Here is a 22,204-nt window from a genome sequence, read left to right as displayed (position 1 = left end):
CTCAGATCCTGGAGTTGGGGGGAGTGCGCTGCGACAGGAGCGCGGCGGTCTGCGCGACCCCGGAGTCCTCGGCCCCGGACACACGGGTGCCCTCGGGCCCCGCCGCCGGCGTGGGGTGCCGCTCCGGGAGCGCCACGACCGAAGGTAGTGGGATCTTCGCCCCGAACACCACCCGCCGCACGACACGCTCCGCGGCACTCCCGTCGTCGTAGGGGCAGAACCGCTCCCGGAAGGCCCGCCGCAGCTGGGCCGAGCGCGAGCCCCGCCAGTGCCCCGACGCGAAGATGTCGGCCAGCTCGTCCTCGCCGCGCGCCACCGCGCCCGGCGGGAAGGCGCGCACGTCGAAGTAGGTGCCGCGGGCCGCCTCGTACGCCTCCCAGTCGTCGGCGTGCAGGACGATCGGCCGGTCCAGGTTGGCGTAGTCGAACATCAGCGACGAGTAGTCCGTGACCAGCGCGTCCGCGGCCAGGCACAGCCGCCCCGGGTCCGGCTCGCCGGAGACGTCGACCCACCGCCCGGTGAGGTCGTCGGGCAGCGGCTCCGCGTCGACGTGGGGGGCGTGCACCAGGACCGTGAAGCGGGGGCCGAGGCGGCGCAGCAGCCGCTCCAGGTCGACGCCGAGCCGCTGCGTGCGCCGGTAGTCGCGGTACTCCGGCGCGTACAGGATCGCCGTCGTCCCCGGCCGTACGCCGAGGCCCTCGCGGATCCGTGCCACGTCGGTGGCGGTGGCGCGCTGGTAGCGGTCGTTGCGCGGACAGCCGTACTCCAGCGTCGTGTACGTCGCCGGGTACGCCCGCTCGCCCGCGAGGGTCGCGTGCCGGTTGGGGGACACGACGTAGTCCCAGGTGTCGGCGTCGCGCAGCCGCGCGTCGACGTCCGTGCCGCACGCGGCCGCCGGGCGCTCCAGGAGGTCGGCGCCCTCGTGCCGCAGGGGCGTGCCCGGATGGGTCCGCACCACGAGCTGCCCGGGGCGCTTGGCGAGCCGGCCGTCGAAGCCGGAGTCGCTCACCAGGTACGCGGCGCGCGCCAGGGCCGTCCGGGCCGCGGCCGTGCCGGGCGTGAGCCTGCGGGTCGCGGTCGGCAGCGTGTGGTGGTGCGCGGGCGCGGCCAGCCAGGCGGTGCGCACGTGCGGCGCGAGCTCGCGGAACGCGGCCTCCAGCGCGCCCGGGTCACCGCTGTGCCCGCGCCCGTCGCCCGCCGTGAACACCGCGAGGTCCGCGCGCACCGGACGCCGCAGCTGGATCCGGTAGTGCAGCCGCAGCAGGGACTCCCGGGCCCGGCCCAGCGCCCCGGCGGAGTACCGCGCGGCCGTCCCGCCGAACCGGCGCACCGACCGCAGGACCTGGTAGGCGCGGTGCGAGCCGAGCCGCACCAGGGCGTGCCGCAGCCGGGCTCCCGCCCGCGGCCGGGCGCCGGGGACGTGGAAGCGGCGGTAGTGGGCGCGCGCCCGGCGCAGGAACTCGGCCCTGCTGCCGTGCGGCAGCCGCTCCGGCCGGGAGTAGATGGTCAGGAAGTGGTCGACCATGCGCCGGAAGACCAGCGCCCGCCAGGCCTCCGGCAGCTGGGGCCGCGCGTCGAGGAACGCGAACACCCGCTCGTACTGGTCGAAGACGTCGAAGTGCGCGCGGCTTGCCGTGCCGAGGAGCCCGCCGCGCCGCCGCTGCCGGTAGCGCACGCACACCCGGTCGAGCGTCGCGATGGACTTCGCGGACATCATCAGCGGGTACGTCCACGGCGCGTCCTCGTAGGTGCCGGGCGGGAACGTGAGGCCGGTCCGCTCGACGAACTCGCGGCGGTGCGCCTTGTTCCACGCGACCATGAGCAGCCGCAGCAGGCCGCTCCTGTCACCGAGTTCGAAGGGGGCGGGGCCGTCCTCGGCGAGGAGGTGCGCGAGCTGGTTGCGGACCCGCTCGCCCGTCCAGTACGTCCGCTCGTAGTCGTAGACCAGGACGTCGGGCTCGCCGGTCTCCTTCAGCCGGTCGGCGATGGCCTGGAGGGAGCCGGGCGCCATGCTGTCGTCGGCGTCCAGGAAGATCAGGTAGTCGCCGGTGGCGTGCTCCATGCCCGCGTTCCGCGCGCGGCCGAGGCCCACGTTCTCCTCCAGGTGGACCGCCCTGACCCGGGCGTCCCGGCCCGCGAACTCGTCGATGATCGCGGCGCAGCCGTCCGGCGAGCGGTCCTCGACCGCGATCAGCTCCCAGTCCGCGAAGCTCTGTTCGAGGACGGACGTGAGGCATTCGTGCAGATAGGCCTGCACCTGGTACGCGGGGACGATGACACTGAACCGGGGCACGGCACATCCATGGGTCGGCGCGGGCACTCTGCCCGGGAACGCCCGGTGGGGTGATCTGGTTACGCCCGGGTCTCCCCATCGGGGGACGCCCGTCAAGCGGGCGGAAAGGGGCCGGTCCGGTGCCGGACCGACCCCTTCCGCTCAAGTCACGCCAGGCGTAAGGCAGTTGATCATTTCTGCGCCGCCGGGCGCGCGGGCGCGCACGCGTCCTCACTTGACGGCGCCCGCGCCACGGCTCCCGTCCTGCGTGACCTACGTGACGGCGCCCGCGCCACGGCTCCCGTACCGCGGGACGGCGCCCGCCGTCGCGTCCCCCACTACTTGACCGCGCCCGCCATCACGCCCGACACGAACTGCCGCTGGAACGCGAAGAACACCGCCAGCGGGATCACCATCGAGATGAACGCGCCGGGCGCGAGGATCTGCACGTTGTCCCCGAAGAACCGCACCTGCTGCTGGAGCGCCACCGTGATCGGCGGGCTGCCCGCGTCCGCGAAGATCAGCGCGATCAGCATGTCGTTCCACACCCACAGGAACTGGAAGATGCCGAGCGAGGCGATCGCCGGTGCGCCGAGCGGCATCACCACGCGGATGAAGAGCCGCAGCTCACCGGCGCCGTCCAGGCGCGCAGCCTCCAGGAGTTCGCGGGGGATCTCCGCGAAGAAGTTCCGCAGCAGGAAGATCGCGAACGGCAGCCCGAAGGCGGTGTGGAAGAGCACCACGCCCGTCGTCGTCTCGAAGATCCCGATCTTGCCGAAGAGGTCGGAGACCGGGACGAGCGCCACCTGCACCGGCACCACGAGCAGCCCCACCACGCCGAGGAACCACCAGTCGCGGCCCGGGAACTCCATCCACGCGAACGCGTACCCGGCGAGCGAGCCGATCACCACGACGAGCAGCGTCGCCGGGACGGTGATGGACACGCTCGTCAGGATCGAGTCGGTGATCGTCTCGTCCTTCAGGAGGCTGGAGTAGTTCTCGAACGTCAGCTGCGACGGCGCCCCGAAGACCTTCCACCAGCCCGTCGCGCTCATGTCCTCCTTGGTGCGCAGCGAGCCGAGCAGCAGGCCGAGCGTGGGCACCAGCCAGAACAGGCCGACGAGGATCAGGAAGACCCGGACCGCGGTGCTGCCGAGCAGCCCCGCGATCCGTCCGCCGAGCGACTGCCTGGCCTTCACCACACCTGCCTCCGCGGCGGACCGCGTGTGCGTGCTCATCGCTTCGCCTCCCGCCGCAGCCGCCGCAAGTTGAACCACATCACCGGGAGTACGAGGACGAAGAGCAGCACCGCGATCGCGCTCGCCACGCCGTCGTTCTGGTCCCCGAAGGCCGAGTTGTAGAGCTGGACGGCGAGGACGTTCGCCTCGTCCTTGGAGGAGCCCGGCGGGATCACGAAGACCAGGTCGAAGATCTTCATCACGTTGATCATCAGCGTGACCAGGACGACCGCGAGGACGGGCGCGAGCAGCGGCACCGTGACCCGGCGGAACACCTGCCACTCGTTGGCGCCGTCCACGCGCGCGGCCTCCAGGAGCTCGCGCGGCACGCTCGCGAGCCCCGCAGCGATGAGGACCATCGCGAACCCGGCCCACATCCACACGTAACTGCCGATGACGGCGGGTGTGATGAGCGAGGGGCCGAGCCAGTTCACACCGTCGTACGGCTCGCGGAAGTTCGACGCGGGGTAGCGCAGGAGCGCCCCGTCGGCCTCCTTCGGCAGGGCGAAGGTGCCGTCGTCCGCCGCCGTCGTCGAGGCCACCACCTCGCCGTCCTTGACCGCCTCGATCCTGATGCCCGGGTAGCCGAGCTCGACGGCGTCCGGGGCGTTGACCTCGCCGCGGCCCTTGCCGCGGGTGAAGTCCTGCCAGGCCGTGCCGGTGACCTTGCCGGGGTCGGCCCCGGCGCGCTTCGCCGACGTGGCATCGTCGGGCATCTTGTTGGGCGGTACGCCGGTCAGGGGCAGGGCCACCGGCTGCCCGGCGCGCACGGGTTCACGGGTCACGAAGGCGCCGCCGCCCGCCTCCTTCATCGGGGACCTCGCGGCCAGGTGTCCGCTCGGGAAGTGCGAGGACTCCACGAACGTGTCGTGCACGCCCACCCACACCGCGTTGACCACCCCGCGGTCGGGGTTCGCCTCGTACACCAGCCGGAAGATGATCCCCGCCGCCAGCATCGAGATCGCCATCGGCATAAAGATCACGATCTTGAACGCCGTGCCCCAGCGCACCCGTTCGGTCAGCACGGCGAAGATCAGGCCGAGCGCGGTCGCCACCGCGGGCGCGAACACCACCCAGATCGCCGTGTTCTTGACGGCGGTACGGATCCCGGAGTCCTCGAACATCGTCTCGTAGTTGTCGACGCCCGCGAAGCCGCCGCTCTTGTCGAAGAAGCTGCGCAGGACCGAGAACCCGATCGGATACAGCACGAGCGCGCCGAGCAGGACCAGGGCGGGCAGCAGGAACAGGGCCGCCACCGCCCTGCGGGTCCCGGTCACGCTCCTGCGGGGACCGGCGCCGCGCGGGCCGGTCGTGGACGTACGCGCAGTCGGCCTGGCCGGGGGCACCGCGGCGGTGCCCCCGGCGTCCGGAGTCGTCATCGCCCCGTCAGCTCTTCGGGTACGCCTTGGCCGCCGCGTCCTCCAGCGTCCGCTGGGTGCCCGCGACGTCCTTCGGGTTCTTCAGGAAGTCCTGGAGCGCCTTCCACTCGCCCTTGCCCGGCGTGCCGCCGAAGGCCGGGGGCGCCTGGTCGGACATGTCGAAGCGGATGTCGTCACCGGCCGCGATGAGCGCCTTGGCGATGCCGCGCTGCACGTCGTTGGGGTACGCGGCCAGGTCCAGGCTCTTGTTCGGCGACACGAAGCCGCCCGCCTCCGCCCAGATCCTCGCCGCGTCCGGGGAGGCCAGGAACGTGAGCAGGGCCTGCGCGCCCTTGCCGTCCTTCAGCGCCACCGCGGCGTCACCGCCGACGACCGCGGGGGACTCGTCCCCGACCGCCGGGAACGGGAACACCTTCGCGTCCGTGCCGATCTTCGCCTTCGTCTCCGAGATCGAGAGCGACACCATGTCCCCCTCGAAGACCATGCCCGCCTTCGGCTGGTCGCCCCCGACGAACGTCTGCTTCACCGACGCCGGGAACTCCGTCTGCAGCGCGCCGTCCGCGCCCCCGGCGACGAACCCCTTCTTCCCGAAGAGCCCGCCGAGCGTCGTCAGCGCCTTCTTGACCGAGGGGTCCGTCCACTTGATCTTGTGCTGGGCCAGCTGGTCGTACTTCTCGGGGCCCGCCTGCGAGAGGTAGACGTTCTCGAACCAGTCGGTGAGCGTCCAGGCCTCCGCGCCGCCCACGGACACGGGCGCGACCCCGGAGTCGTACACCGTCTGGGCGGTCTTCATGAACGCGTCCCAGGTCTTGGGCTCGTCGACGCCCGCGTTCTCGAAGACCTTGGTGTTGTACCAGACCAGCGACTTGTTGGCCGCCTTGAAGTACACGCCGTACTGCTTGCCGTCGACCGTCCCGAGGTCCTTCCAGCCCTGCGCGTAGTTCTCGTCCAGCTCCTTCTGCGCCGCCGCGCCGAGCGGCTTGGCCCACTTCTTCTCCACGGCCTGCTTCACCGCGCCGACCTGCGGCAGCATCGCCACGTCCGGGGGCTGGCCGCCCGCCACCTTCGACGCGAGGAAGCTGATGATCGGCTCCTGCGCGGGCACGAACGACACGTCGGCGCCCGTCCGCTCCTCGAACTCGTCCAGGACCCTGAGGAACACCTTGCGCTCCGCGCCGCCCCACACCGCCGAGACCGACAGCTTCTGCCCGTCCAGCTTCGGCAGTCGAACGGTGGCCGCGGTCTCCTCCTTGCCGCCGCCCTTGCCGTTGCCGTCGTCGTCCTTGTCGTCGTCACCGCCGCACGCGGTGAGGCCAAGGGCGAGGGCGCCCACCGCCGTGGCGGCGACCATCCTGCCGGTCGTGCGTGTACGAAGAGTGCTGCGCATCACTGCCCCGTTCTCTTCCCTGACAGTCCCGTTCCGGCCTGTCTACGCCCGGGGGCGTGGGGCGGCAAGACGGTCTACGGTGTCAACCCGCCGATCGTGATGCCGTTGTAACGGCCCATCACCTCCCCTGACCCCAGTCGTCCCTCACTGTGGGTAAACGTCCCGAAGGGGCCGCGCGAGGCAGGGCGGGACGCAGCCCCGGACGCCGCTCAACTGTCAGAGCAGGGAGGGCACCTGGTCGGCCGAGACCTCGCGGGCCGCGCGGTCCAGGGCGCTGGCGAGCAGGGCCAAGTCCGTAGGCCCGTTGCCCAGTTCGCGGACGGGGCGGCGGGTGGGAGGGTCCCCCATGCGATCCCACTCCAGGGGGACCACGGTGGGCCGCAGGGTCGCCGTACGGGGGATGCGTCCCGTGACCCGCCCCGCCTGGAAGGCGGTGACCCGCCCGTCAGCCCCGCACAACACCCCCCGCCCGGGCGCCGGATCCTCCACCCCGCCCCCAGGCGCGTCCAGCGTGACCCGGAACCCGGCCCGCCGCCCCACCTCCGTCTCGGCCACGCGCTCGGCCCCCCGCACCGCGGCCACCAGATGCACCCCGAGCCGCTCCCCGTCCCGGGCCACCGCGTCGAGCGCCCGGACGACGGACCCGGCGGCGGGCCGCCCGGGCGACCCGAGCGCGGGCGCCAGCAAGGAGTCGTAGTCGTCGACGACCACGACGAGCCGCGCCAGCGGCGGCCCCGGCTCGGTGCGTGCCCCGGCCCCGGGCGGCCGCAGCCGCAGCGTGGAACTGCTCGGCACCTCGATGTCCCCGGCCCCCGCGCCCCCGCCCGCCTCGGCGTCCGGAGCCCCGCGAGGCGCCACGATCCGCCCGGCCACCGCCCGGCCCGCGTGCCACTCGGCGAACCCCTGCCGTCCAAGGAGCTCGGCCCGTCGCTTCAGCTCCGCGGTGAGAGACTGCGCGAACTCCCGCATCCGTACGGGGTCGTTGGCGGCGAGGTGGGTGCCGACGTGGGGGAGGTCCGTACAGGCCCGCAGCCCTTCGCCGGGCCGCTCGCCCGCGCCGCCGCCGCCCGCCGTGCCCCCGTCCCGCCCGTCGACCCCGCCGTCGACGAGGACGACGCCGAGCCGGTCGGGCCGCTCGGCTGCGGCGAGGGACGCGGCGACGGACCGCAGCAGCTCCGTGCGCCCGCTGCCGGGCGGCCCCGCCACCAGCAGGTGCGGCCCGTCCGCGGCGAGGTCCACCACGACGGGCCCGCGCGCCCCCGCGCCGAGCACCGCCCAGGCCCGCCCGCCCAGGGCACCCGCGTCGTCCCCGGCGGCCGCCCACCGCGCCATCAGCGAGGCGGGCGTGGCCCGGGCGAGCCCCAACTCGTCCAGGAGCCGCGCGGCTTGCGGCAGCGGTGCCGCCACGCGCGCGTGCCCGCCGCCCGCGCCGTCGGGCCGCAGCGGGGCGAGCGCCCGCGCGAAGCGCTGCGCCCAGGCCGCCGACACGGCGTCCACCACGGCGACCGTGCCGTGCCCCGCGGGCTGCCCGTCCGCCGTGCGCAGCACCCGCAGGGCCGTCGCCACATCACCGCTGAGCAGCGCGACCGCCCCGCAGGCGCGGAAGGCGGGCGACACCGAACACGCCGCTTCGTACGTCTCCGTCACCGGCGACGCGGGCGAGGCCGCGGCCGTCTCGGCCAGGCACACGACGTGGATCCCGGCCCTGCCGCCGTCCCGCGCGAGCCGCACGGCGGCCTCCCGCAGCGCGGCGGAACCGGGGTCGCCGTCGACGACCACCACCGTGCGCGGCCCGGACGCCTCCCGGGCCGTCCGCTCCTGAGCGGGCCCCGGCCCGCCGGGACCCGCGTCCGCCGTCTCCGGCTCGTCCAGGCGGCGCAGCAGCTCGGCCGTGCGCGCCGCCGCCTGCTCGCGGTCGTACGCGAGCAGCAGACGGCAGTCCTGGCCGTGCGCGGGCCGCAGATGCGGCAGCCAGCCGAGCCAGGCCCACTCCTCGGCCCGCTCGCCCGGCGTACGCGCCCGGTCCGTGCTGATCAGCACGATCTCCAGGTCAGCGGGGGAGTGCAGCGCGGCCAGCTGGGCGAGCACCGACCGGGCGAGCCCCGCGAGCCGCTCGCGCGGCCCGGCCAGACCGAGCGCCCCGGTCTCCCCGAGGCTCACCGTCACCGGCACGGCGGGCAGCAGCGCGCTCTGCCCGGGCGCCGCCCGGTCGACCGTGCCGAGGCGCACCGCGAGCGCCTCCGGGTGCCCTGGTCCGCGCTCCCACAGCCGCGTCCCCGGCCCGAGCGCCGTCAGGAGCAGCGCCGCCGCGTCGGGCCACACCTCGGGCACCGGCTCCGGGAGCGGCCCGCCGTCGCCCCACTCCTCGATCGCCTCGGGCCCCTGCGGCCCTTCGTGCACTTCGTCGTACGCACCGTGCTCGCGTGCCGTCTCCTCGCCGCGCCCGCCGGTCAGCCGCCGCGCCCACGCGGACAGGCCGCCCCGCTTGCGCGGGCCGCGCGGCAGGGGCGTCCCGCGCGCGGGGGTGCCGGTCGGGTGCTGCTCGGCCTCGGGCGCGCCGCCCTGCCGGGGCACCACGGGGGACTCCGCGACCCCGCTCCCCCCCTCTCCGCTGCCTCCGGAGGCACCCCACTCGGCCGTGCCGTACGCGTGCTGCGTCACGCCCTCTCCGGGGGCAACGGGCACGGACGTACCGGATGACGATTCAGGGAAGCCGGGCACGGCTGCCGCACCCGAGGCGGGCGCTCCGGCGCCACCCGCGGCCCGGGCGCCCCAGGCGCCGCGCAGATCTCCGACGCCCCTCGCCGTGGCTCCGCCCCCTCCGTCCGCGGTGACCCGCACGCGCACGTGCCCCTCGCCGTCCGCCGCCGTGTCGAGCACGCCGCCCATGCCGCTGCCCGTGGTCAGCCGGAGCACGGACTCGCCGATGCGCAGGAGCGAGCCGGAGGCGAGCCGCACCGGCCGGTCGGTGAGCACGCGGCCGTCCACCGCCGTGCCGTTCGTCGAGCCGAGGTCCGTGACCGTGACCCGGCCGTCCGGGTCGAGCGTGACCGCGCAGTGCAGCCGGGACACGTCCGGGTCGTCCAGGGGGACGTCGGCCTGCGCGGAGCGGCCGACGCGGATCTGGCCGCCGTGCAGCAGGTGCACGCCGCCCGCGTCGGGACCGGCGACGACATGGAGCTGGGCGGCGGCGTCCGCGAGCTCGGGCCCCGGCTCGGCGGGGGTGCCCACGCACAGCACCGCGCCGTCGACCAGCGGGGGCTCGCCGAGCGTGCAGCGCTGGAGGTCGAGCCGCTCCGACTCCGCGTACAGGACGGCGGGCCCCTCGCCCGCGGCGACGGCGGCGGCGAGGCCGGAGGCGACGGCGGCGAGCGCGGTCCCGGCGGGCGCCGTGACCAGCACGTCGCAGGACGTCGCGGGGCGTCCTCCCGGCTCGGCGGTCTGGCCGCCACGCGGCCCGAGGACGGTCAGCCGGATCTGCATGCCGTCAGCGGTCCCTTCTGCGCTGGGCGCCCGGCACGGGGACTCGCGCTGTGATTCCCCCCACCGCACACGGGCACGTCGGCCAGTACGGAAGCATCCTCGCACCTGCCACTGACAACACGCCCGCCCCCCACCCGTAAGTGATCTTGATTGGTCGCCTCTGTACGGAAACGTGCCCGGAAAAGTGCGGGAAGCGGGCCAGAAGGAAAATCGTCACCCCCGGGAGGGCGCACGCTGCCGCCGAGCCCCTGTCGAGCCCCTGTCGAGCCCCCACGAGAGCCCCGTCCGGAGCCCCTTTCGCACCCCGGTCCGGGGTCGTCGGCAACCAACGGCCCTGGTAGCGCGTCTTCCCTGCGAACAAAGGTCCGCACGGGCGGCAACCACTGGCAAGATCGTCGTCCGGTGCCCCGTCCGGCGGCACTACAGTGGGTCGGAACGCCCATCGCGGCGAGGGCCGACCGGGATCCCCGGGTCACCGGGAGCCCAGGACCACAGATCCACCCGATCCACCCGATCCACCCGATCCACCTGATCCACCTGATCCACCTGATCCACCAGACCAGTCAGATCCAGCAGGGAGCGCATGACGTGCGGCCGGTAGGCAGCAAGTACCTGCTCGAGGAGCCGCTCGGGCGCGGCGCCACGGGCACCGTCTGGCGAGCCCGCCAGCGGGAGACCGCGGGTGCCGAGGCGGCCGTCCCCGGCCAGCCCGGCGAGACCGTCGCGATCAAGGTCCTCAAGGAGGAGCTCGCGAACGACGCGGACGTCGTGATGCGCTTCCTCAGGGAGCGCTCCGTCCTGCTCCGCCTGACGCACCCGAACATCGTCCGCACCCGCGACCTCGTCGTCGAGGGCGATCTGCTCGCCCTGGTCATGGACCTCATCGAGGGCCCGGACCTGCACAAGTACCTGCGCGAGAACGGCCCGTTCAGCCCGGCCGCCGCCGCCCTGCTCACCGCGCAGATCGCCGACGCGCTGGCCGCGAGCCACGCCGACGGCGTCGTCCACCGCGACCTGAAGCCCGCGAACGTCCTGGTCAAGCAGGACACCGACGGCATGCACCCGATGCTCACGGACTTCGGCATCGCCCGTCTCGCCGACTCCCCGGGCCTCACCCGCACCCAGGAGTTCGTCGGCACGCCCGCGTACGTCGCGCCGGAGTCCGCCGAGGGCCGCCCCCAGACCAGCGCGGTCGACATCTACGGGGCCGGCATCCTGCTGTACGAGCTGGTCACCGGGCGCCCGCCGTTCGCGGGCGGCTCCGCACTCGAAGTCCTGCACCAGCACCTGAGCGCCGAACCGCGCCGCCCCTCCACCGTCCCCGACCCTCTGTGGACGGTCATCGAGCGCTGCCTGAGCAAGGACCCGGACCGCCGCCCCAGCGCCGAGAACCTGGCGCGCGCCCTGCGCACCGTCGCCGACGGCATCGGCGTGCACGCCTCCGCCGCGCAGATCGCCGCCGCCGAGGGTGTCGCCGCCCTGCTCGCGCCCGACCCGGCGCCCGCTCCGGTGCCGGGCACCCCCGGCGCGGCCGACCCCACCCAGGTCCTGCCGAACACCTCGGGCGCCCCGGGCGGCTACGACCCGGCCGCGCCCACCAGCGTCATGCCGCACACCGGCGGCCCCCAGGGCGCCGACCCCACGGCCGTCATGCCGCCCGTGGGCCCCGGTCAGGGCCCGGACGACCCGCACCCCTGGCAGAGCCAGATGCGCGCCGCCCGCGACCGCAACGACCAGACGCAGGTGCAGTACCTGGACCCCAGCCAGGACCCGCTGCGCCGCCGTCCGCAGCGCCAGGTCGCCCGCCCCCAGCAGCACCAGCCGCAGCCGCAGCCGTACGCGCCCCAGCACCAGCCGCAGCCGTACCCCCCGCAGCAGCAGTACGCGCCGCAGCACCAGCCCCAGCCCTACGCGCCGCAGCAGCCGCAGCCGTACGCGCCGCCCGCGCCCGCTCCGGCTCCCCAGCCGCCGCAGCCCGAGCCGCCCCGGCAGCGCCGCCAGCGCAGCGCCAACCCGACGAAGATCCCGGGCCTCGGCTGCCTCAAGGGCTGCCTGGTCGTCCTCGTCATCCTGTTCGTCGCGAGCTGGCTGGTCTGGGAGCTGAGCCCGCTCCAGGACTGGATCGGCACGACGAAGGGGTACTGGGACCAGCTCCAGGACGTCTGGAACAAGCTCTCGGAGTGGAGCTCGAAGATCAACGGCTGAGCCGGCGGCCCGGACCCCGTCCGGGCCGCCGTACGGCAACATCCCCGCGACCTAGGGGATTTGTCGACATCTGAGGGGTGATTTCCGCTCCCGGAGTGAAGGTTGGTGTCACGGACGCGTACTTTTGACGCCAACACACATCCGTAGGAGCAGTCTTGGCACGCAAGATCGGCAGCCGGTACACCGCCCATCAGATCCTGGGCCGTGGCAGCGCCGGCACGGTGTGGCTGGGCGAGGGGCCCGAGGGCCCCGTCGCCATCAAGCTGTTGCGCGAGGACCTGGCCTCCGACCAGGAGCTCGTCGGCCGCTTCGTCCAGGAGCGCACGGCCCTGCTGAGCCTCGACCACGCACGCGTGGTGGGCGTCCACGACCTGGTGGTCGACGGCAACGACCTCGCACTCGTCATGGACCTCGTCCGCGGCACGGACCTGCGCACCCGCCTCGAACGCGAGCGCCGCCTCGCCCCCGAGGCCGCCGTGGCCATCGTCGCGGACGTCGCCGACGCCCTGGCCGCCGCGCACGCCGCCGGAATCGTGCACCGCGACGTCAAGCCCGAGAACGTCCTCCTGGACATGCAGGGCCCCCTCGGCCCCGGCGGCTCCCACCCCGCCCTCCTGACGGACTTCGGCGTCGCCAAACTCATCGACACCCCGCGCCGGACCCGCGCCACGAAGATCATCGGTACGCCGGACTATCTGGCGCCCGAGATCATCGAGGGCCTGCCCCCGCGCGCGGCCGTCGATATTTACGCCCTCGCGACCGTCCTCTACGAGCTCCTCGCGGGCTTCACCCCCTTCGGCGGCGGCCACCCCGGCGCGATCCTGCGCCGCCACGTCACCGAGACCGTCGTGCCCCTGCCCGGCATCCCCGAAGAGCTCTGGCAGCTCATGGTCCAGTGCCTGGCCAAGGCGCCCGCGTCCCGGCTGCGCGCCTCCGAGCTCGCGGCCCGCCTGCGCGAACAGCTGCCCCTGCTCGCGGGCATCCCGCCCCTGGACGTCGACGAGCCGGACGCGGAGCCGCAGGGCGCCGAGGCGCGCGAGGAGGCGCCCCCCGAGCCCCGGCCGCGCGCCCCCCGGCGCGGCGCCGTCCCGCTGGTCCCCGGCGCCACCCCCGCCGACGCCAACCGCGACACCCACACCTCCATGCGCGTCCCCGGCCCCGAGGAGCTGGCCGGAGGCGCCCTGGGCACCGCCCGCGTCCCCCGCGCGACCGGTACCGCCCGGCCCGGCTCGGCCCGCCACCGCTCCACGACGCGCCGCCGCCGGATCGCCCTCGGGGTGGCGGGGGCGGCCCTGGCCGCCGCGATAGGCGCGGGCGCCTGGTACGCCACCACGGACGACCCCCCGCCCTCCACCCCCAAAACCACAGCTCCCCCAGCCCCCTGACCGCACCGGCCCCTCGGGCACCGCCTGCCGGCGCGGACCCGCCGACGCTCCGCCCCGCGTAGGAGCCCACCCCCCGAAGCCAGGAGATCCGGGCGGGAGGGGCGGGGACAGGAGGCCCCCCGCCGGGCCCAGGCGCAGGCCCGTCGCAGGGGCGTCCCGCCCCCACAGGGGGAGGGACGCCAGCCGCAGCCGTTACGCTGGTGTCGTGGCAGTCGTCGACGTATCCGAAGAGCTCAAGTCCCTCTCCTCGACCATGGAGTCGATCGAGGCCGTCCTGGACCTCGACAAGCTGAGGGCAGACATCGCCGTGCTCGAGGAGCAGGCGGCCGCGCCGTCCCTCTGGGACGACCCGGACGAGGCGCAGAAGATCACCAGCAAGCTGAGTCACCTCCAGGCGGAGGTGCGCAAGGCGGAGACCCTGCGCGGGCGCATCGACGACCTGGGCGTTCTCTTCGAGATGGCCGAGGAGGAGGACGACCCGGACACCCGCGCGGAGGCCGAGTCGGAGCTCACGGCCGTCAGGAAGGCCCTGGACGAGATGGAGGTCCGCACCCTCCTCTCCGGTGAGTACGACGCCCGTGAGGCCCTGGTCACCATCCGCGCGGAGGCCGGTGGCGTCGACGCCTCGGACTTCGCCGAGAAGCTCCAGCGCATGTACCTGCGCTGGGCGGAGCGCCACGGCTACAAGACGGAGCTGTACGAGACGTCGTACGCGGAAGAGGCCGGCATCAAGTCGACCACCTTCGCCGTCCAGGCGCCGTACGCGTACGGGACGCTCTCCGTGGAGCAGGGCACGCACCGCCTGGTGCGCATCTCGCCGTTCGACAACCAGGGCCGCCGTCAGACGTCCTTCGCGGGTGTCGAGATCCTGCCCGTGGTCGAGCAGACCGACCACATCGAGATCGACGAGAGCGAGCTGCGCATCGACGTGTACCGCTCGTCGGGCCCCGGTGGCCAGGGCGTCAACACGACGGACTCCGCGGTCCGCCTGACCCACCTCCCCACCGGCATCGTCGTCTCCTGTCAGAACGAGCGCTCGCAGATCCAGAACAAGGCGACCGCGATGAACGTCCTCCAGGCGAAGCTGCTCGAGCGCCGCCGCCAGGAGGAGCAGGAGAAGATGAACGCCCTCAAGGGTGACGGCGGCAATTCCTGGGGCAACCAGATGCGGTCGTACGTCCTGCACCCGTACCAGATGGTGAAGGACCTGCGTACGGAGCACGAGGTCGGTAACCCGGAAGCGGTGTTCAACGGCGAGATCGACGGCTTCCTGGAGGCCGGAATTCGCTGGCGCAAGCAGCAGGAGAAGTAATTTCGGCGCTTTGTCGACATGGCGGGGTCTCCGTCGCGTCGTCGGGCACCCCGCGAAATTCACGTCGACCGCGGCCCACAGGGCCGCGGTCGCCGCGTTCTGTGGGGTAGTTGTGGGCCCCTCGCGTGTTTCCCGCGCCCTAACGTCACAGTCGCATGTCCGCTCGACGGTCAACTGAGCGCATACCGGGCATCGCGCGCGCAACGTCCTTGACGGTGCTCAGGAAAGTGGAAAAGCTAGCGGGCGGCATGCGTATTTCTGGGGCGCGTGTGATCCGGGGGGCCGATCGAGAGCCACCCCGTGACCCGGGCCCCGGGCGCTGCCTCACTGACGATTCAGCTACTGGGGGTAGCAGCCTGATGACCAAGAAGACGCGGATCCGCATCGCGCGGATAGCCGCCGGTGCGGTGATCGCCGCCGGTGCGTCGCTCACCGCCGCCGGCGCCGCCTCGGCCCTGGACGTGGGCGTCGACCTGGGCGGCACGGGCGCGAGCGCCTCCGCCGACGAGAACGGCATCGGTGTCGACACGGACCTCCCGGGTGACGATGACGACCCGCCGGAGCCCACCAACCCGCCGGAGCCGACCGACGAGCCGACCGAGCCGACGGACCCGCCGGAGCCCACCGAGCCGCCGGAGCCGACGACCCGGCCCACCGAGCCCACGGACCCGCCGAAGCCCACGGAGCCGACGAACCCGCCCAAGCCCACCAGCGACCCGGGCGACCCGGGCGACGGCGGCACGGGTGGCACAGGCGGCGGTGGCAACGGCGGCGGCAACGGCGCCGACCCCGCCGGTGGCGGCGAGCGGCCCGTCGAGCAGGGGCAGGGCAAGGACAGCCTGACCGACACCGGCACCTCCCCGCAGCAGGTCGACCAGGTGGCCGACAAGGGGCAGGGCAAGAACGACGGGGAGCTGGCCGAGACCGGCGCCACCGAGGTGACCTTCCTGCTCATCGGTGCCGCGACGATGATCGCGGGCGGCATCGGCTTCCGCCTCCTGCCGCGCCTGGTCGGCAACCGCGGAGCAGCGGCGTAACCCTCCCGGGTCGACAAACTGCAAAAAGGCCCGGAGCCCCACGGCTCCGGGCCTTTTCGCATGCACGGCGGACGGTCACCAACAGCCACGGACGAGCTCGGCCCACCCGGTCACGGGGCGGCCGACGAGTCCGTCGGTCACGCCGAGCGACAACCGGTGACAGCCGTCCGCGGGCGAGCGCTCCGTCCCCGCGCCCGGCGCGGCTACGCGGTCTGGTGCGCGAGCAGCGCCACCGCCGCGATCAGCACGACGAGCAGCCCTATCAGGGTCGCGGGGCTGAGGCCGCCGAAGGGGCCTTCCTGCTGCATACGGTCCCGGTTGGCCCGGCACACGGGGCAGCGGCCCTCGCTCACAGGCGCCGCGCAGTTCGCGCACACCAACCTGTCAAAGGTCATGCGCTTCTCCTCCCGCACAGTCTCAGCCTGCCCAACGCTCTGGGAACCTCAACCGTTCCCCCTACCACTGTGCCAGCTTCCGCGGATTTCGGCGCGGCCCGCCCTGCTCCGCCGGTTTCCAGCCGATCCGTTCCTGCCCCCGACGGCGACAAATCGCGCAACTCAGGACGCCGACTGCGCTCGCGTACCGCATTCGCGTAGGGTCACGCTCACCTACCCCCGGCTAACCGTGGTGCACCCGTGATCCGATTCGACAACGTCTCCAAGGCCTATCCGAAGCAGAACCGCCCGGCGCTCCGCGATGTGTCGCTGGAGATCGAAAAGGGCGAGTTCGTCTTCCTGGTGGGGTCATCCGGCTCCGGAAAGTCCACCTTCCTGCGGCTGATCCTCCGCGAGGAGCGCACCAGCCACGGCCAGGTGCACGTCCTGGGCAAGGACCTGGCCCGGCTCTCCCACTGGAAGGTGCCGCACATGCGCCGCCAGCTGGGCACCGTCTTCCAGGACTTCCGGCTCCTGCCGAACAAGACCGTCGCCGAGAACGTGGCCTTCGCCCAGGAGGTCATCGGCAAGTCGCGAGGCGAGATCCGCAAGTCCGTGCCCCAGGTGCTCGACCTCGTCGGGCTCGGCGGCAAGGAGGACCGGATGCCCGGCGAGCTCTCCGGTGGTGAGCAGCAGCGCGTGGCGATCGCCCGCGCCTTCGTCAACCGGCCGAAGCTCCTGATCGCCGACGAACCGACGGGCAACCTCGACCCGCAGACCTCCGTCGGCATCATGAAGCTGCTCGACCGCATCAACCGGACCGGCACCACCGTCGTGATGGCCACCCACGACCAGCAGATCGTGGACCAGATGCGCAAGCGCGTCATCGAGCTGGAGAAGGGCCGTCTCGTCCGCGACCAGTCCCGCGGCGTCTACGGCTACCAGCACTGATACGACGACTGCCCCCGTCGGCGGCCGGCCCCTGGTGTCCCTCGGCCGGCCCTGACGACCCGCCTGCCGGAACCATCTGTTCCACCTGATCCACCGAAAGGCCGCCATGCGCGCCCAGTTCGTCCTGTCGGAGATCGGCGTCGGTCTCCGCCGCAATCTCACGATGACGTTCGCCGTCGTCGTGTCCGTCGCCCTCTCGCTCGCCCTGTTCGGCGGCTCGCTGCTCATGCGCGACCAGGTGAGCACGATGAAGGGCTACTGGTACGACAAGGTCAACGTCTCGATCTTCCTCTGCAACAAGGCGGACGCCGAGCAGGACCCCAAGTGCGCCAAGGGCGCCGTCACCAACGAGCAGAAGGACCGGATCCTCACCGACCTCAAGAAGATGTCGGTCGTGGACACCGTCCAGCACGAGTCGGCGGACCAGGCGTACAAGCACTACAAGGAGCAGTTCGGCGACTCCCCGCTGTCCAGCTCCCTGACCCCGGACCAGATGCAGGAGTCGTACCGCATCAAGCTGAAGGACCCGGAGAAGTACCAGGTGGTGGCGACCGCCTTCTCCGGGCGTGACGGCGTGCAGTCGGTGGAGGACCAGAAGGGCGTCCTGGACAACCTCTTCGAGCTGCTCAACGGCATGAACAAGGCGGCCCTCGCGGTGATGGCCCTGATGCTGGTCGTCGCCCTGATGCTGATCGTCAACACGGTGCGGGTCTCGGCGTTCAGCCGTCGCCGTGAAACCGGGATCATGCGTCTGGTGGGCGCGTCCAGCCTCTACATCCAGATGCCGTTCATCCTGGAGGCCGCCGTCTCCGGGCTCATCGGCGGCGGGCTCGCCTGCGGGTTCCTGCTGCTCGGCCGGTACTTCATCATCGATCACGGCCTGGAGCTCTCCGAGAAGCTGACGCTGATCAACTTCATCGGCTGGGACTCCGTCTTCGCGGTCCTTCCGCTGGTCCTCGTCATCGGACTGCTCATGCCCGCGCTTGCCGCTTTCCTCGCGCTGCGCAAGTACCTGAAGGTGTGAGGCGGCGGGCGGCGCGGGGTGCCGCTGATGTGAGGAGTGCCTCGGGCGCCGTGCGGTCAACCGACCGTGCGGCGCCCCTCGTTGTCCTAGACTCACCGACATGTCAGGCCCCGATTGGCTCTCCTCGCCCCGCCGCGTCCGCCGCGGGGCGGCCCTGACATTGGTCTTCACGAGCGTCCTCGTCACCGGCGCGGCCACCGGTTCCTGGAGCGAGGACCCCCCGGAAGGCCGGAACTCTGCGGCACCCCCCACCCGTTCCGTCGCCTCCGCGCGCGACCGGGACCGGGAGCACGGGAGGGATCCCGCCGAGGACGCGGCGGACGCCGCCGCCGAGGCCATGGCCGACGGCAAGTCCGGCACGGAGGCCGCCGAGGACGCGGTCAGCCGCAGCGGCGACCGCTGGGCGTCGGTGTACTCCCAGGGGGAGTACGAGGAGTTCGAGCAGGCCCTGGACGGCGCCTACACCGGCGTCGGCCTGTGGGCCCGGCGCGCGGCCGACGGCCGCATCGAGGTCTCGAAGGTGCGCGGCGACGGCCCCGCCGCCCGCGCGGGCATCCGCCAGGGCGACCGGCTCACCACCGTCGACGGCCACCAGGTCAAGGGCCGCCCGGTGACCGAGGTCGTGTCCCTGCTGCGCGGCGCCCGCGAGGGCACCCCGGTCGAGCTCGGCCTGGAGCGCGGCACGCGCGCGTGGCGGACGACGCTGCACCGGGAGCGCCTGTCGACGGACTCGGTGCGCGTGAGCCGGCTGACCGGCGGCGCCGTGAAGATCAAGGTGGACGCGTTCACGAAGGGCTCCGGCGCGGCCGTGCGCGACGCGGTGCGCAGCGCCCCGCGGGGCGCCGGCGTCCTCCTCGACCTGCGGGGCAACGCGGGCGGCCTGGTCACCGAGGCCGTCACCGCCGCCTCGGCGCTCCTGGACGGCGGCCTGGTGGCGACCTACGACGTCCGGGGCCGCCAGCGCGCGCTGCACGCCCGGCCCGGCGGCGACGCGGCGAGACCCGTGGTCGCGCTCGTCGACGGCGGCACGATGAGCGCGGCCGAGCTGCTCACCGGGGCCCTCCAGGACCGCGGGCGCGCGGTCGTCGTGGGCTCCAGGACGTTCGGCAAGGGCTCGGTGCAGATGCCGAGCCGCCTGCCCGACGGATCCGTCGCCGAGCTGACCGTGGGGCACTACCGCACCCCTTCGGGGCGGGGCGTCGACCGCCGGGGCATCACCCCGGACCTGGAGGTCGACGGAGGTGCCCAGGAGCGGGCCGAGACAGTATTGACTGGCCTCGGACCCCCCTCGTAGTGCGAAAATGGCCGCACTATGGCGAAGGAAAAGGTAAAGCGCAAGGCGGCGAAGGCAGAGAGCAAGGCCGCCCGTCCCAAGATGATCGCGCAGAACAAGAAGGCGCGGCACGACTACCACATCCTGGACACGTACGAGTGCGGCGTGGTCCTGATGGGTACCGAGGTCAAGTCCCTCAGGCTCGGCCGGGCCTCCCTGGTGGACGGCTTCGTGCAGATCGACGGCCACGAGGCCTGGCTGCACAACATCCACATCCCGGAGTACGTCCAGGGCACGTGGACCAACCACTCCGCCAAGCGCAAGCGCAAGCTGCTGCTGCACCGCGCGGAGATCGACAAGCTGGAGGCGAAGTCCCAGGAGACGGGTCACACCCTCGTGCCGCTCGCCCTGTACTTCAAGGACAGCCGCGTCAAGGTCGAGATCGCGCTCGCCAAGGGCAAGAAGGAGTACGACAAGCGGCAGACGCTGCGCGAGAAGCAGGACCTGCGCGAGACGAACCGCGCGATCTCCGCCGTCCGGCGGCGCCAGGGCATCGCCTAGGTCCTCCGTGGCGGGGAATACGCTGGCACCCGACGGCGTTGGTCACGTACGATGGTTCATGCTCCGCCGGTGACGGGGCAGCCCCTCCTCGGAGGGTCCTCTTCGGAGGACTCGAAAAGGGGGTTTGAAAAATCAACATGGGGATGATCGGTTTCGACAGCGGATGTCGAAGCAGGGGAAGCGTGTCGAGGAAGCGGCAATGATCTCGTTAACCATATGTCGCAACCAATAATCGCCAACACCAAGCGCGATTCCTTCGCCCTCGCTGCCTAAGTAGCGACTTTGCGAAGTGTCAGCCCGGGGCTGTTCCCGACCCGGATCCTGGCATCAGCTAGGGGACTAAACTTCTAGACCCGGTCACGGGGCCTAGGAGGAAATCAAACAGTGACTGAGCCCGTCGGAGACTTGTCCACGTGATCTCCGGGGCTGAGAAAATCGCAGTGGACTGCACACGGAGAAGCCCTGATTCTGCACCGTTGGACGCGGGTTCGATTCCCGCCATCTCCACAATTCCCATGTGAGACGAAGGCCCGGAGGTCACCCGACCGCCGGGCCTTCGTCGTGTGCCCGCGGACAGCGCGGGCCACGTCGCCTTCGTATTTTCTGCGCGGCTTCGCCGCGCGATGCGGGGGCTCCGCCACCCGCACCCCCCTGGCCCAGGTCGTGGCGCGGCCTACTGTTGCCAGGGGCCGTCATCCGGGATCCTCCAGGGTCATGAGTAGACCCGTGAGTCGCGTCAACATCCGCATGCGCCACTGGATCTGGCCCGCCGTCCTCGGCGTCGCCGCCGCCTCGCTGTCCCTCAGCGCCCCGGCCGGGGCCGACGCCGAGCGCAGCGGGCTCCCCGAAGCCATCGACACCATCCTCGGCGACCCCCGTATGGAGGGCGGCGTCGCCGGCGTCGTGGTCGCCGACGCCAAGAGCGGCGACGTCCTCTACCAGCACCGGCCGACCGGGCGGCTCATGCCCGCCTCCAACACCAAGATGCTCACCTCGGCCGCCGCCCTGGAGCTCCTCGGCCCCGACCACCGGTTCACCACCGACGTCCTCGCCGCCGGCGAGCAGCACGGGCCCGTGCTCAAGGGGGACCTGTACCTGCGCGGCACCGGCGACCCGACGACCCTCGCCAAGGACTACGACGCACTGGCGGCGAAGGTCGCCGCGGCCGGGGTCCGGCGGGTCTCGGGGCGGCTCGTCGCCGACGACACCCGGTTCGACGACCGGCGCGTCGGCGACACCTGGGGCGCCGACGACGAGTCGTCGTACTACGCGGCCCAGATCTCGGCGCTCAGCCTCGCCCCCGACACGGACTACGACACCGGGACCGTCATCGTCGCGGTGACGCCGGGCGCCGCTCCCGGGGACGAGCCGCGGGTGTCCCTCACCCCGAAGACCGACTACGTGGACATCGACCTGCGCGCCACCACGGGCGCCGCGGGCAGCGCGAACAGCCTCGCCGTCGAGCGGCGGCACGGCGAGAACACCATCACCGTCACGGGCTCCGTCCCGGCCGGCGCCGCGGCCGTCAAGGAATGGGTGACCGTCTGGGAGCCCACCCGGTACGCGGCCGCCGTCTTCCGGGACGCGCTCGCCGCCCACGGAGTGAAGGTCAGCGGGCCGACCAGGGCGGGGCGCGCGACCCCGAAGGGCGCGCACGAGCTCGCCTCGCACGCCTCCATGCCGCTCAAGGACCTGCTCGTCCCGTTCATGAAGCTGTCCAACAACATGCACGCCGAGTCCCTGACGAAGGCCATGGGGTACGAGGCGACCGGGCGGCCCGGCAGCTGGGGCGACGGCATCGCGGCGATCGGCGGCTATCTGAAGACGGCGGGCGTCGACCCGGGCAAGCTGCGCCAGGTCGACGGCTCCGGCCTCTCGCGCAAGGACAACGTCCCCGCGGACCAGCTCATCACGCTGCTGCGCTCGGCCAAGGGCGAGCCCTGGTTCGCCGACTGGTACCGGTCCCTTCCGGTGGCCTGCGAGCCGGACAAGTTCGTCGGCGGCACGCTGCGCACCCGCATGTGCGGGACGCCCGCCGCCCGCAACGTGCGCGCGAAGACCGGGACGCTGACCGGCGCGTCGGCCCTCTCCGGGTACGTGACCGACGCGGGCGGGCGCGAACTGGTCTTCAGCATCGTCCTCAACAACCACCTGGCCTCCTCGGTGAAGCCCCTGGAGGACGCGATCGTCGTCACCCTCGCCAAGTCCACCGCGGACAAGGCGGTCCTGGTGGAGCCGCGCTCGCCGCGGGCCGGTTCCGGGGGACGCGGCGGCGGCGACCTCGAGTGCTCGTGGGTCAAGCCCGCCCGGTGCTGACGGTGCG

The 22,204-nt window shown here is 72.9% G+C and carries 15 protein-coding genes and 1 other RNA gene; 10 read left to right on the top strand and 6 right to left on the bottom strand.

Features of this window, described 5'->3' with window-relative positions:
• Position 1: 1 nt before the first annotated feature.
• The 5 genes from MQV74_RS17300 to MQV74_RS17280 all read right to left on the bottom strand — a co-directional run bounded on the left by MQV74_RS17300 (position 2) and on the right by MQV74_RS17280 (position 9,759).
• Positions 2 to 2,293, bottom strand: coding sequence for a bifunctional glycosyltransferase/CDP-glycerol:glycerophosphate glycerophosphotransferase (locus tag MQV74_RS17300; RefSeq protein WP_242718669.1), 2,292 nt, complete (start codon positions 2,291 to 2,293; stop codon positions 2 to 4).
• Between the two features lie 317 nt (positions 2,294 to 2,610).
• Positions 2,611 to 3,510, bottom strand: coding sequence for a carbohydrate ABC transporter permease (locus MQV74_RS17295; protein WP_242718667.1), 900 nt, complete (start codon positions 3,508 to 3,510; stop codon positions 2,611 to 2,613).
• Positions 3,507 to 4,787, bottom strand: coding sequence for a carbohydrate ABC transporter permease (locus tag MQV74_RS17290; RefSeq protein ID WP_242728781.1), 1,281 nt, complete (start codon positions 4,785 to 4,787; stop codon positions 3,507 to 3,509). Before MQV74_RS17290 ends, MQV74_RS17295 begins: the two co-directional genes overlap by 4 nt.
• 109 nt (positions 4,788 to 4,896) lie before the next feature.
• The gene (locus MQV74_RS17285) at positions 4,897 to 6,276 is read right to left on the bottom strand and encodes an ABC transporter substrate-binding protein (RefSeq protein WP_242718665.1); all 1,380 of its coding nucleotides are present in this window, start codon (positions 6,274 to 6,276) and stop codon (positions 4,897 to 4,899) included.
• A 216-nt stretch (positions 6,277 to 6,492) separates the two neighbouring features.
• Positions 6,493 to 9,759, bottom strand: coding sequence for an FHA domain-containing protein (locus MQV74_RS17280; RefSeq protein WP_242718663.1), 3,267 nt, complete (start codon positions 9,757 to 9,759; stop codon positions 6,493 to 6,495).
• Between the two features lie 588 nt (positions 9,760 to 10,347).
• Here MQV74_RS17280 and MQV74_RS17275 point away from each other — a divergent pair.
• The 4 genes from MQV74_RS17275 (at position 10,348) to MQV74_RS17260 (ending at position 15,698) form a co-directional block, all read left to right on the top strand.
• Positions 10,348 to 11,964 carry a serine/threonine-protein kinase gene (locus MQV74_RS17275; RefSeq protein ID WP_242718661.1) on the top strand — a complete coding sequence of 539 codons (1,617 nt, stop codon included), beginning with the start codon at positions 10,348 to 10,350 and terminating at the stop codon, positions 11,962 to 11,964.
• A gap of 155 nt (positions 11,965 to 12,119) precedes the next feature.
• Complete coding sequence (locus MQV74_RS17270; protein ID WP_242718659.1) at positions 12,120 to 13,349, top strand: serine/threonine-protein kinase; 1,230 nt, start codon at positions 12,120 to 12,122, stop codon at positions 13,347 to 13,349.
• A 205-nt stretch (positions 13,350 to 13,554) separates the two neighbouring features.
• Positions 13,555 to 14,661, top strand: coding sequence for a peptide chain release factor 2 (prfB, locus tag MQV74_RS17265; RefSeq protein WP_242718657.1), 1,107 nt, complete (start codon positions 13,555 to 13,557; stop codon positions 14,659 to 14,661).
• 359 nt (positions 14,662 to 15,020) lie between these two features.
• Entirely contained in the window at positions 15,021 to 15,698 is a 678-nt protein-coding gene (locus MQV74_RS17260; protein ID WP_242718655.1) for a hypothetical protein, read from the top strand.
• Positions 15,699 to 15,901: 203 nt separating this feature from the next.
• Here the strand turns inward: MQV74_RS17260 and MQV74_RS17255 are convergent, their stop codons facing one another.
• Positions 15,902 to 16,093 (bottom strand): hypothetical protein, encoded by a 192-nt coding sequence (locus MQV74_RS17255; RefSeq protein ID WP_138960010.1) that lies wholly within the window; start codon positions 16,091 to 16,093, stop codon positions 15,902 to 15,904.
• Positions 16,094 to 16,333: 240 nt separating this feature from the next.
• Between MQV74_RS17255 and ftsE the strand changes: the two genes are divergently transcribed.
• The 6 genes from ftsE to dacB all read left to right on the top strand — a co-directional run bounded on the left by ftsE (position 16,334) and on the right by dacB (position 22,197).
• On the top strand, positions 16,334 to 17,023 hold the full coding sequence (gene ftsE, locus MQV74_RS17250; RefSeq protein ID WP_138960009.1) for a cell division ATP-binding protein FtsE: 690 nt from the start codon (positions 16,334 to 16,336) through the stop codon (positions 17,021 to 17,023).
• 106 nt (positions 17,024 to 17,129) lie between these two features.
• Positions 17,130 to 18,047: a permease-like cell division protein FtsX gene (gene ftsX, locus MQV74_RS17245; protein WP_242718653.1), complete on the top strand. Its 918-nt coding sequence runs from the start codon at positions 17,130 to 17,132 to the stop codon at positions 18,045 to 18,047.
• 100 nt (positions 18,048 to 18,147) lie between these two features.
• The gene (locus MQV74_RS17240) at positions 18,148 to 19,341 is read left to right on the top strand and encodes a S41 family peptidase (protein WP_242718651.1); all 1,194 of its coding nucleotides are present in this window, start codon (positions 18,148 to 18,150) and stop codon (positions 19,339 to 19,341) included.
• 18 nt (positions 19,342 to 19,359) lie between these two features.
• A complete protein-coding gene (smpB, locus tag MQV74_RS17235; protein WP_138960006.1) occupies positions 19,360 to 19,881 on the top strand; it encodes an SsrA-binding protein SmpB in 522 nt (173 codons plus the stop codon).
• Between the two features lie 139 nt (positions 19,882 to 20,020).
• Positions 20,021 to 20,391: a transfer-messenger RNA gene (ssrA, locus tag MQV74_RS17230) on the top strand.
• Positions 20,392 to 20,595: 204 nt separating this feature from the next.
• A complete protein-coding gene (dacB, locus tag MQV74_RS17225; RefSeq protein WP_242718649.1) occupies positions 20,596 to 22,197 on the top strand; it encodes a D-alanyl-D-alanine carboxypeptidase/D-alanyl-D-alanine endopeptidase in 1,602 nt (533 codons plus the stop codon).
• Positions 22,198 to 22,204: the final 7 nt, after the last annotated feature.

It is taken from the genome of Streptomyces sp. AN091965, assembly GCF_022698285.1.
Classification (GTDB): Bacteria; Actinomycetota; Actinomycetes; order Streptomycetales; family Streptomycetaceae; genus Streptomyces.
The sequence above is the reverse complement of the archived record's forward strand: the minus strand, read 5'-3'. Positions and strand labels throughout refer to the sequence as shown.